Below are 12001 nucleotides of genomic sequence, written 5' to 3'. Positions count from 1 at the left end.
TCCCGTGAACCGGGGACGAAAGACGGGCCGGGGCCCGTCGGAACGAAAAGAAGGCGGAGTACGCAAGCATGAACCACGACCTGGTCGTCTTCGTGCCGGGAATCCTCGGCACGCGTCTGACCCGCGAGGGCAAGGACGTCTGGAACCAGTCGAAACAGGCGCTGCTGAGTCTGCGCAGGCCGGGCAGGGCCGTCGAGGGCCTGATGCTGCCGCCGGGCATCGGCGACGAGGAACCGGAGGGCCCCTACGCCCTGGAGGCCGCGGGGCTGCTCAAAGGACCGGAGGCGTTCCCCGGTCTGCTGGCGTGCCTGGGGTATCCCGACGTACGGGCCGCCCTGGGCTGGGACGACACCGGCCCGGCCGGGCAGCACCTGCATCCCCTGCAGTACTTGGTCTTCCCCTACGACTGGCGGCTGTCGAACCGCCTCACCGCGCGGCGCCTCAAGGCACGCGTGCAGATGGCTCTGGGCGCCTGGCGGGAGGTCGCCCCCTCCGTCCACCCCGAAGCACACGACGACCCGCCCCGGGTCGTCCTCATGTGCCACTCCATGGGCGGCCTGGTCGCCCGCTACTACCTGGAGTGCCTCGGCGGCCGGGAAACCACCCGGACGCTGGTCACGCTGGGCACACCCTTCGAAGGCGCCGCCAAGGCCATTCGCGTCCTCACCGGGCACGCCCTGGACACCGGGACCCTGGCCACCAGGGTCCTCGACCGTGTGCTGTCGGTCAACGAACGGCTGGCCGGACTCGCCCGCACCTTCCCCTCGGTCGCCCAGCTGCTGCCCGTCTACCGGGCGGCCCTGGAGGAGGGCGACCGGGCCCGGCGCCTGCTGACCGGCATGCCGGTGCCCGACCTTCCGACGGATCTCGTCGACGAGGCGTTCGCCTTCCACCGGGACATCGACGACGCCTGGGAGCACCACCAGGCCGGCCTCGCCGAACCCCCCTACCGCGTCCACTGCTTCGCCGGCCGGGCCCATCCCACCGTGCACGGAGTGAAGGTCGGCGTGGACGGCTCCCTGGAGTTCCCCACGCACTTCGACAACCACCAGGAGTGGAGCGGCGACGGCACGGTGCCCAGCGGTTCGGCCGCCGCCCGCTGGGTGCTGGACAGCGAGGACCAGGCGCTGTGGAACGGTGAACGTCACACCGGGATGGCCGGCGCGGAGTCCCTGCGGCACCAGCTCGCCGCGATCCGCCGGAACAGGCCGATGCGCGGCATGCTGTCGGGCGACACGGCGTTCGGCGTCGAGGTGCCCGAGATCGCGCCGGCCGGCGAACCGTTCGAGGTGCGGGCGACCGGCCCGACGGTCACCGGGACCACGCTGCGGGCCCGACTCCTCCCGCCCGGCCGCACCGCCGCGGAGATCAAGCCGGTGACCCTGGTGCCCGACGGCACGGGTGACGTGATCGCCGAGCTCACGGCGGCGGAGGGAACCTGGGTCCTGCAGGTCGAGGCGGAACGCCCGTACACGGTGTGCCACGAGGTGGTCACGGTGGTCGGCATGTGAGACCCGGCCCCTCCTGGGCCCCACGCAAAAGGTCCCGACCTCGCGGTCGGGACCCTTGTGTTACTGAGAGTGAGTGGGACGTTCACGAGTTCCCTTGACCAGGCACAACAGGACCAATTGATGTTGAGGTTCCCGCGGCCCGCAAGATCACTCCCCGAGAGCATGCATATGCATTTATTAACCCGCACCTACGCCCCTGAGGTAGTAGGGCCTTACCCGCTGAGGAGACGAGGGGTGAGACTCCCTCGACTCCTCAGCGGGAAGCTTCATTCGTCGTCATCCCCGTCACCGAGGTCGAAGTCGAAGGCCAGCTGGCCCGACAGAGCGTCGTCCGGCGCGGCCGCAGCCTGGGGCTCCGTCGGGTCCAAAGCCTCCTCGATCTCGTGAGGCAGAGCGTAATCGTCCGCGAGTCGCGCGAGATGGAGGATCAAGGGCAGAGCCAACCCCTCGCGACCAGCACGGTAGTCCTCGCTGAAACGCTGCTGGTGGACGAATGCGGCCCATGCCTCCGCATCGTCACCGGGCTGAAGGCACGCAACGGTCAGTTCGAGGAGGTCCGGATTCCAGGCGTTCGCCGTCGGCCGGTAGGCGTTGTTGCCCGAGGCGTTGGTGTGCGGAGTGAGTTTGGCGTCGTCGTTGGTGAGATTTGGCTGCGAGCCGGACTTGCCGGTCGTGCTGTAGAAGACGCGGTCCGAGTCACCCCGCACTCCGGGCCGCCACAGCCCCATCGCGATGCCCCCACGTTGCTGGCCCTCCAACTTGGGAGAGAGTTCCTCCGCCTCGGCCCAGCACTGTGCCGTTTCGTCCCGGCTGCCATCGGCGATCCGAACGATACGAAGCTGCTTGCCGTACAGACCGATCCGCTGAAGGGGACCCCCGTCGAGGCCGAGCCTGTCCCGTTCCAGCCCGTCGTTCCTCAGCCATGGCCAGCGCTTCCGGACGTCCTGGGCGTGGGTCAGAACGAGCGTCGGGGTACTGCGCAGCTGCGCGAGGGTCTTCTTGACGAAGGCCGCCATGAGGGCCGACTGCTCCGCGCTGTTCTTCCTGCCTTCGACCCTTCCCGTCAATGACTTGAGGAGTTCGGGGTACGGCACCCATGCGTGCATGTCGGCCGACTTGCCCAGCACGCATTTCGCGCCTGGTCGGATGAGCACCGCGATCGGCGTGAACTGCTGCTTGCCCGTGGGCCCGTCAAGGCGGCGTTCCACGAGGTGGAAGGCCACCTGGTTCAGGTTTGCGGGGATGAGCGTGTCACCGAGCGTGTGCTGAGGCACCAGCCGCATGCCAGTCTGGCGCAGGCCGTCCGACCAGGCCGCGGCGGCACGCAGACCTGCATCGGCGAGAGCCTCCTCCGTCTCCGCTTCCGGTTCCGGTGGACGGATGAATTGGGTCACCAGGCCTGCGTCCGCGCAGCCGAGGCGGATCGCGTGCTTGGGGTCGGTCCGTCGCTTGGCGTGGCGGAAGGCATCCTGCCCGTCGAGCTCCACGAAGGCCACCCGCACCCCGGGGACGGCTTCCCGCAGGGCGGCCATGGCACGCGCGACACCGATACGGCGCTCCTCGATGGCCTTGTCGTGTTCCTGCCCCCGGCGCGGCACGCCGTCGCCTCCCAGCGGTGCACCGAGAGCGCCCAGTGGCCGCGCGTGCAGCCGGACGGTCAGCTCCTTCGCCTCCCACACCCAGGTATCGGGACCCTGCTCACGCCGGTGCCCGGCCAGCCCCAGCCCAGTCTCCGCCGCTGCGATCATCTGATCGCGGATGGCGTCGTTCTGGTGGAGCACGACCGCGGTGAGGTCTTCCCCTTCGAGAGCTTCGGCCAGGCGTGCCCGCAGAACCTGAGCGTTGTGAGCCGCGTTCAGCTCACGCTGGTCCAGGATGACCGCGCGCTCTTCGGGATCCTTCTCTTCCATGTTCTTGGGAATGGACGGCAGCTTCTTGAGCTGCTTCTTGGGCGGCCGCGCGTACGCGCTGCGCTCGAGCTTCGGAACGGAGACGAACTCGGGAGCGATCGCCTGCTCCGCCCACTCGATCAGCCGTCGGCGTTCACTGGGCATCAGTCCGGTGCCGATCGTGTGCCTGCCCATGGCCGCCTGGTGCCCGATCGCGATCCGGATGCCGTCCCGGCCGTGGATCCAGTGGTCGGCCTCCTTCACCAGCCGGTCCGGGGACGGCAGTGCGTCGAGTGCGCTGATCCCGGCGAGCATTCCTTCTGCTCCGCCCTGACGCCAGTCCGTGGTGCCGTTCTTCCACTCCAGCATGGCGACGGCGAAACGCTGCGGCTGCGGGCCGTCGTGGACGAGGGAGTCGTCCGGGAGCAGGTACGCGGACACGCCCTTGCCGTACGGCATGTAGACCTTGCCGGTGACGAACCGACGCACGCCGGCGGCCACGTGGACGCGCGGGACGGGTGAGAAGGGAACGGTGCGCACGGTGATGCGGAGGGTCGCCGCGTAATAGGCCGACTTGCCGTCGCCGCCACCGCGCCGCCCGGGTACGTACTCGATCACGTTCGACATCAGCTCGGCGCCCCCGCTTCCCTGCCCCCTGGCCCCCGTGCGGCCGGCGACCTGTCGGAACGACAGCTGCTGTCCGTGGTGTTCGTACGGTCCCTGGCGCGCGATCCTTTCGGCGAGGACGTCGGGAAGCAACCGGTACACGTGGGGCGCGGGCAGAGCGGTTCCTCCAGGCGACACCTTCTGCTCGAGGAGGTCGACCCTGCCGGGCCGCCAGCTGAGAGCCGCGGTGTCGAGGTCACGAAAGCAGTTCATCAGCAGGGGCGCGGTCTCAGGATCGCCGGCATCGCGCGGGAGGCTCTTGAGCCAGGTGGCGATGTAGAGGTTCGTCACCGCCATCGGGTACGCGTCCTGGCAGTACAGCCAGGGGTTCTCCGAACCGAACCGTGCCGTGGAGTCGACCGTGACGATGTCCGGCGCGGTGGCGCGCATCAGCTGGTTGACAGCCGCTGTGGGTACGCGGCGCCGTCGCTCGGCCTGCCCCTCGGTCATTCCGCCGTGGTAGAGGCGCAGGAGTGGTTCCTCCCAGTGAGCAGGCAGGGAGAGAGTGTGCATCGGGACGACGAAGGGTCCCTGTGCCGGGTCGGGCAGGTACGCCGCCGGACGGTTGTACCGGTAGGCCATGGTGCCGTTTCTCCTCGGGGCAAGGCGTGAAGTGTTCGGACGCGACGCGGACACGTCGCGGATGCGGTGCGGTGACGGAGGCCGTCAGCCCATGTCCACCAGGGCGCGGTAGAGCGGTTCGTACAGCTCACGCACCAGGGACTTGTCAATCGGGGCAAGGTGCCGCTCCGCCGTGTTCCCGTCCTCGAAGAAGGGGGCGAGCACCTCACGCATGCTCGCCAGCAGGCTGGTGTCGGGGGTGTCCGTGTCCTCGAATCCGGCTTCTCTGGGAGAGAAAGCCGCGTCGACAAAGACCACCCGGGCCGGCACGCCGCCGCGCACCAGACGACCGATGACCTGCCACATGACGACGAGCTGGTCCCAGGTGAACGCCGTCTTCTCCTCGTCCCGCAGGCTGGACCAGGCCAGCCGCCGAGTGAGGAAGCGGTTCCACTGACGGCGTGCGCGGCTGCGGAACGCCACAGCCGCCTGGTCGGGGGTGGCGGCGGCGAGCGCGTTCTGCCTGAAGGATCCCTCAGCATCACGGAGTTGGCGTACTGCCCAGTCGTTGATGGACTGGATGGCAAGCGCGATGTCATCGGGCCGAGGGTGTGGGCGTGCCAGGAAGTAGACCGTGCCGATGGCCGCCTTGCCATCGCGCAGGACGATGTTGTGTCCCCGCTCCACGGCGAGCAGCGGCGCGACGAGAATGTCGCCGCCGACCGAGGGGAAAGCCTTCACGTCACCGCGGGGCAGTGTCCATGCGGCGGCGTCCTCCGGCAGCCGGCTCCAGGCGGTGTCGGAGTCCGCGTCGTCGGACACGAGTCGGGTGACGCGGCCGTTCCACTCGGGGATCTGGTTGAGGTACTCGGCGGCACGACGTGCCTCGTCGTAGCTGCCGACGAGCAACAGGATGCGGCGGCGGTCCGGATCGTCGATCTCCTTCAGCTCGGCGTCCAGCATGCTCTCGGCGTCTGGCAGACTCCGGTCGGGCACCGCGAGCTGGTGCAGCATGTGCAGAAGGGCCTGTGGCCGTTCTTCGGGGTCGCAGCCGGACAGGCGCAGCGGCTTGGGCCGGTCGTTTCCGGGCCAGTACAAGAACTCCTTGCGGAACTCGCTGCCCAGGACGGCTTCGACTTCCTCGTCGTGAGGACGCAGAACGGCACCGACGTCGGCGTGCACGTGGTACCTGCTCGACGTGCCCGCCCAGCTCGTTGCGGACATGAGCAGGACGTGCGGGCCCGGGCGGCCGTCCACGGCGCACAGGTCACCGAGCCGCATGAGCAGTTCGCGGCCCACGCCGTTGCAGTGGAAGAAGCGGAGTTCACCACTTCGGTCACCATCGCGCTCACGGTCGTCGTGGCGGAACTGGAAGCCGAGCACGTTACCCATGGGCGACTCGGGGATGACCGCCTCGTAGTCCTTGGGGGGCCTGCGGGAGAGCACGTTCGAGGCGCTCTCGAGATTGAGGGCGGCCTCGACGCGCGGCCACAGCGTGGTCATGAAGTCGAGGCGGCTGTGCAGAGCGGAAAGGAGCAAGGTGAACTCGAAGCGCCGGGCCTGGAGGTCGGCGTCCGCGAGCACCGTGCTGTCGTCTCCGACGATGTCGGTGAGGGTGTCGCGCAGCCTCTCACGCGTCCGTGCTCCCTGGGGCGCGTGGAGGAGTTCCAGGGCGAGGTGGACGAAGGTGTTCACCAAGGGTGTCACTTCATCGTCGTCTCCCGTGCTCTGTTGCTCGTGCAGCGGGTCGTCGCGGAACCGGCCGAGCGCACCGTCCAGCGTCCGGGCCGCCGCAGGCGGGCGTTCGCCCTCCTTCCGCCCCGGGAACCAGCTGTCCAGCAGCAGGTTGTGGAGGGTGAAGGCACTGAAGTAGTCGACGCTGATCCACCTCCTGAGCTTGTCGTCCTTGACGAGCAGGGCGAAGAGGCGGTCGGTGGCGGCGCTGACCGTGTTGACGGCGTTGGTCCAGTCGTCGACGTCACGGGCGGACAGCTGGAGCCGGCCGTCCCGGGCCATCTGCTGGAACTTGTGGACGGCGACCTCGTCGAACCAGGAGTTCGGGGCCTTGCCCACCAGAGTGCTGGCCGGCGCGAAGGCCGTGTCGAGCTGCATCTGGACCCGGTCTGCCTCGTCGACGATGATCAGGTCGCTGAGTCGGCACGCGAGTTCGAGGTACCGGAGCTGCTCCTGGTGCTGGTGCAGCGGGACGGAGCTGTGCACGAGACCGGCCGGGGTGGCGACCCACACCTGTGCGTCGACCAGATCACGAGCCCCGCGGTGGCGCGGACAGCGGTTCCACAACGGGCACAGTCTCCGCTGCGGCTTCGGGCCTTGTGCGTCACGCTGCGTGCTGTACCGCTCGTCGAGGAGGGGATCGCCGTCCGTGGCCTCCTGCTCGGGGACGGTGTACAGCGTGATGCACGGTGCTTCACGGACGCCGAGCGGGTGGCGGGCCTCCAGGCCGCGCAGCACGTCGACGGGACAGGCGCTGCTGAGGTAGGCGAAGCCCGCGTGGTCGTGCCCGAGCATGGTGGCGGCGCCGGCCATGGCGGTGCGGCGGTGCAGCCGGTTGATGTTGCGCTCCCTGGTGGAGTGCCCGAGGATCGGCGCCGCCCGCACACCGAGCCGGTCGAACTGCTCCACCACGGCGAGCGTCTCGGCCACGTCGCCGACGACGATGGTGACCCGGCGGGGTGTCCGGGTCACGAGGTGGTAGGTCAGGATGTCCCGGAGGGTGGACTTGCCGGCTCCCACCATCCCCACGAGGTGCAGCAGCCGGTCGATCCTCAGCCGTCCCTGCTCGGTGAAGCGGCCGAGTTCCGCGTCGCGCACGAGCAGTTTCACCCGCCGGAGCCGCCCGGCCCAGCCGCCCCGCGCCCCCTCCGGTGCCGTCGCCTCGACGGCGTCCATCGCGTCGGCGGCCTTCTCGAGCTCTTCCCAGGTGACGTCGACGGGCTCTCCACGCCCGGCCGGTGGTGCGTCAAGCGCGTGGGCGCGCGGCAGGGTGTCCGTCAGCAGTTCCTCGTCGAACACCACGGAGTGGGTACGGTCCTGCACCCGGAAGGTGTGCTCTCCCTCCTCGGCGAACGGAATGGACCGCGTCGCGAACCGCGGAGGGGTGCAGAGCAGTTCTTCGAAGATCTCGAAACGGCGTGCGGCGCGCGACGGCTCCCGACGGCGCGGTACGGAGCCGGGTCCGTCGATGTCGTATCCGCGCAGGTGCTGGGGGACCTCAAGGTAGTCGGTCAGCGCCTCCGACCAGGCGTGCCGTCGCCGCATGTCCCACAGATAGTGGCGGGCGCGCAGAACGCGCAGCCGCTGTTCGTCGGTGCGGACGTCTCCGAACACCTCGCTGTACGGGTAACCGCCCAGCAGCGGCCAGACATCGGCGGCCGTGCGGGTGGGCGTCACGTCCTCCAGGAGGTACAGGCCCAGTTCGACGTCGAGAAGGTCACCGGGGCGGAAGCTGCCGAGGTTCGCCGGCCACACCTCGGTGAGCTGCTGCGGCGAGCAGCGCCGGTGCCATCCTCTGCGGTCACGCACGGCGTCCTCCTTCGGTACGCGGGTCCCCCGCCTTGTCACGTGGGGTGGAGATCTCATCGGCGACCAGCCGCAGGAAGGCCCGGTCGTCCAGCAGGGTGACCCGATCGGCCAGGTCCTCCGGCAGGTTGCGGCGGAACTGCCGCCCGTACGCCTCGTTGTCACGGAAGCGGTAGCGGGGCACGACGAGGAAGGCCCGGTCGTACGGCGGCTCGTTCCTGAACGGCGTGAGGGAGCGCGCCAGGAGAACGGGGTTCACCCGGTCCTTGACGTCCACCGCCCAGTGCCGTCGCCCCGGCAGGGGGACGCGCAGGTCGTACGCGTCGTAGTTGGGCCACATCTCGGCGGTGATTCCGAACTTCTTCTCCAGGGCGGTTTGCAGATCGGTCTCCGCGAGCCCGGGGCTGGTGATGAACATCCGCAGGGGGCGGCTGAGCTGGAAGACTCCGCCCTTGTCGGCACGGAGCGGCGTGCCGTCGTCCGAAGTGCCGTCGCGGCGGCACCGGTCCAGTTCGCAGCGGTGGCCGCCGTGCAGCAGCGGCACCATCAGGCAGCGGCAGCGAGCGCACTGCCGGTATGTGCCGCGCCGCAGGTACGAGGCGGGTACGGGCTCGTAGCAGCGCTTGATCACGTCGTGCAGCAGCATTCCGCAGTCGGGATCGCCGCCGAGCAGTGCCAGCTCGGCGCCGGTCAGCACGGGCCTGGAGGTGAGCAGGGCCCGGAACGCGGTGTAGGTCTGCGGGGCCTTGGCCGCACGGCACACGGCGAGTGCTTCCCGGATGCGTTCGTTCTCGAAGAGCTCGGCGGCAGGGTCGGCCGCGCTCACCTCCCACTCCAGGCACAGCTGGTGCGGCAGCCGGGTCTCCGGATCGACGAGCAGGGCCGTGCCCGGAAAGTTCTCGGGCGGCAGCTCCAACGGCCACTCGATCAGCGGCCGTTCACAAGCCCAGCGGACCATCTGCGGCACGCTGCCCGGCGGTTCGTCGCCCCGGCGCAGGCAGTGCAGGACGAGGCGGTTGTACGCGTTCTGCACCTTCGCCGGGTAGACCGGGTTGGGTACCGTCCTCTGCCGGGACAGGCACGCCAGGGCGCTGGCGATCTGTCGGAGCAGCCCCTCGTCCGTGCCGACGGCGTCCTCGGACCGTGCATCCCTCATGTCGGTCGTGGTCACGCCTCCCCCTCTCTCGCGACGGCGCCGTCGGGCGCGGCAGCGGCGCTCGGACACCACCGGGACACCGGGCAGAACCGGCAATGCGGGCCGGGGCGGGCGTCCCATGTCTCGTCCTCCCGCCACGGTCCTGCGTACCGCCGCAGAACCGACAGCGCCTTCCGCTTCTGGCCGGGGTCCGTCGGGTCGATCACGTGCGGATCGGAACCGTCCGGCCGGAGGATCTCCACCTCGACACGCGAGCCGTCCGGATCGCCGCCCAGCGCGCCCTGAGCCAGGAGCGTGACCGCCAGGGCGAGTTGGGGGTAGGTGTCAAGAGGGTCCTCGTGGTGGCGGCGCCGTTTCCGTGTCGTCTTGAGCTCCCGCCACACCCACGAGCCGTCCTCCTGGTAGAGCAGGTCGGGTTTGGCGATGACGACGGCCTGCGCCGCGGTGTCGTGGACGACCCGGAGGGCTTCGGGCTCGACCCGCTGGATGAGGGCGGCGTCCTGGAAGGGACAGGCGTCGACGTGGTGGAGCAGCATGTCCCGACCGGCCGCGGCGTCCTCGTCGGAGACCCGCCAGCGGCCTTCTGTCCAGTTCTCGCCCTCCGGGGGCATGTCGCCGGCCGCGCACGGCGGCCATCCCGGGCGCCGGTGCAGCTTTTCGATCCAGCCGTGCACCGCCTGGCCGAGCCTGGCCGCGCTGCCGTACTCGTCAGACTTGGGCAGGTGCAGAGAACGGAGGAATCCCTGTGCGGGGCAGGCCGCGTGATAGCGCAGATCGCTGACCGACACCTTTCTCAGCGGTGCCACCCTCGCGGGAAGGCCGAGGACACCCGGCCTGCGCGGCACGGCCTCGCAGCCCGTGAACTGCTTGCAGTCGACGCAGGATGAGCCGGGTACCGGCCTGCCGCCCGCCACGATACGGGCCACGTGCGCGTGCCCGTGCTCGGCGTAGTAGGCCTCGGCTTCCTCGGCCGTCCCGTCGAACTGCACGCGCGGCCGTCCGTCGGCGAGCCCGACTTCGACGACACGCACCCGCTCGGGCCGGGCGGCGGGTCCATACGGCTGGAACGCGCGCGCCCACTTCCGAGGCCAAGCCGCCTGGCGCCCGTGAACCGCCACGTACACGGCGATGGCGATCTCGCCGGGCTCGGAGTCCTTGGCCTCGCCGTGCCGCAGCCGCCGGTACTCGCGCAGTCGTCCGTCGGCCGACTCGTACCTGCGCCACCAGGCGTACATCTCCCAGAACTTGCCGTTCTCCCGCTGGGCCACCCAGTACGGGCGGACCGGCTGCAGCCGCTGCTCACCGTTGCCAGTGCACGCTTCTGTGTACGTACGGAGGGCGTGCTCGGCATACGTCAGGTGACCGGGGTGGAGGGCGGGGGTGCGGGAGCGCAGCCCCGCCAGGGCCTGGTCGGGTGTCTCACCGTGGAACTCGACCCGGTCGACGGCGTCCATCACCGGCCCGAGGGTGAACGTCTCGAGTTCCGGCTTCGGAAGCCGGAGAGGCCGGGCCGGCCGCAGACCGGGCCGGGCCTTGGCAGCGGCGTGCGAGGGGCAGGTGTGCTCCTCGCTCCCGCCCGTACCGGGCCCCACGCGCACGAGGCCGTCGTTCCCGGTCAGCCAGTGCGGCTTGTGCCATGCCGTCGTGTCGTGGCTCATTGCCTCCCCCTTGTCTCAGAACAGACGGCACCCTTCGGTCGGGCCGGGTGCGCCGCCGCATTCGACCGTAGCAGGTAATCTTGGAACTCATTGGAAGTTCTTGGTACAGGTTGGTTGCTGCGCTAAGCTGCCCCGCATGGCGGCATCACTGGAGGAACTCGAGCAGCGCCTGTCCCACCTGCGCACCGAGCTGCGCGGTGCCGTGCGTGCACGGGACAAGGCCGAAACCGCGCGCATCCGTCGCGCGCTGCGCGAAGCCGAGGCCGCCTGGGAGCACGCCCTCGAGACCGAGGCGGAAGCGGACGGCGAGGCACTCCCGGCCGAGCCCCCGGCCTCGCAGACGTCGGCAACCACAGGCGCACCACGCCGCACGGAGCGCCCGACGCACGGCTCCATCCCGATCCGCGAACAGGTCCACCAGGCACTCACCCTGCTGGGTGCCCCTGCCTCCCCGAAGCTCATCTCGTCCACGTACGAGGCGTTCTTCACCGAGTCGCTGGTCGCCACCAAACTCGCGTCCCTCCGCCGCGACGAGGAGCGCTCCTTCACCGCACAGGGCTATGCCCGCCCGTACTACATCTGCGCGGCACTGACCCACGACCGCCTGGTCCCCGCACGCGGACTCCTGGCCCTGTCCACCTGGCCCGTGGAGCGGCGGATCATCGGCCCGCTCAGCCCGCGTGCCGACTTCCTCACCCACGCGGTGGGAACCGCCGAGCAGATCCAGCGACTCACCACCGCGGGGCATCCGGCCCCCGACGCGGCCTGGCGGCTGCTGCGCCGTTTCGCCCTCACGATCCCGGGCGCCTACGACGCCGCGGCCCCGGAACCCGACCCCGCCCGCGTGATCGCGGCCGCCCACGCCGAAGCGGCCGTCCACCAGCAGGAGGACGACCAGCAGCGGCAAGCGGCCACGCAGCGCGCCCGTACCCAACTCTCCGACGTACAGCAGCTGTTCGGTGCGGCACCGATGCGTGACGCCCTGCGCGACGCGAGTGGGACCCTGTCCTGACGACCCCT

Annotated in this window: 6 protein-coding genes; 2 read left to right on the top strand and 4 right to left on the bottom strand. The window is 70.0% G+C overall.

Annotated elements, in window-relative coordinates; translation table 11 throughout:
* The first annotated feature begins 68 nt into the window (after positions 1–68).
* Positions 69–1511, top strand: a complete 1443-nt coding sequence (locus QC282_RS04400) for a hypothetical protein (protein WP_279547845.1) — start codon at positions 69–71, stop codon at positions 1509–1511.
* Positions 1512–1777: 266 nt separating this feature from the next.
* Here the strand turns inward: QC282_RS04400 and QC282_RS04395 are convergent, their stop codons facing one another.
* From QC282_RS04395 to QC282_RS04380, 4 genes are all read right to left on the bottom strand, one after another.
* Complete coding sequence (locus tag QC282_RS04395) at positions 1778–4648, bottom strand: DUF3962 domain-containing protein (RefSeq protein WP_279547844.1); 2871 nt, start codon at positions 4646–4648, stop codon at positions 1778–1780.
* An 84-nt stretch (positions 4649–4732) separates the two neighbouring features.
* The gene (locus QC282_RS04390) at positions 4733–8170 is read right to left on the bottom strand and encodes a signal recognition particle (RefSeq protein ID WP_279547843.1); all 3438 of its coding nucleotides are present in this window, start codon (positions 8168–8170) and stop codon (positions 4733–4735) included.
* Complete coding sequence (locus QC282_RS04385) at positions 8163–9338, bottom strand: hypothetical protein (RefSeq protein WP_279547842.1); 1176 nt, start codon at positions 9336–9338, stop codon at positions 8163–8165. The genes QC282_RS04390 and QC282_RS04385 overlap by 8 nt, the downstream gene beginning before the upstream one ends.
* On the bottom strand, positions 9335–10981 hold the full coding sequence (locus QC282_RS04380) for a PD-(D/E)XK nuclease family protein (RefSeq protein ID WP_279547841.1): 1647 nt from the start codon (positions 10979–10981) through the stop codon (positions 9335–9337). Before QC282_RS04380 ends, QC282_RS04385 begins: the two co-directional genes overlap by 4 nt.
* Positions 10982–11117: 136 nt before the next feature.
* Here QC282_RS04380 and QC282_RS04375 point away from each other — a divergent pair, with 136 nt between their 5' ends.
* Positions 11118–11993, top strand: coding sequence for a hypothetical protein (locus QC282_RS04375; protein ID WP_279547840.1), 876 nt, complete (start codon positions 11118–11120; stop codon positions 11991–11993).
* The last annotated feature ends 8 nt before the right edge of the window (positions 11994–12001 follow it).

Source organism: Streptomyces sp. DH24, assembly GCF_029813775.1.
GTDB lineage: Bacteria > Actinomycetota > Actinomycetes > Streptomycetales > Streptomycetaceae > Streptomyces.
Note: the sequence above shows the minus strand (reverse complement) of the source record. Positions and strands in the feature narration are given on the sequence as shown.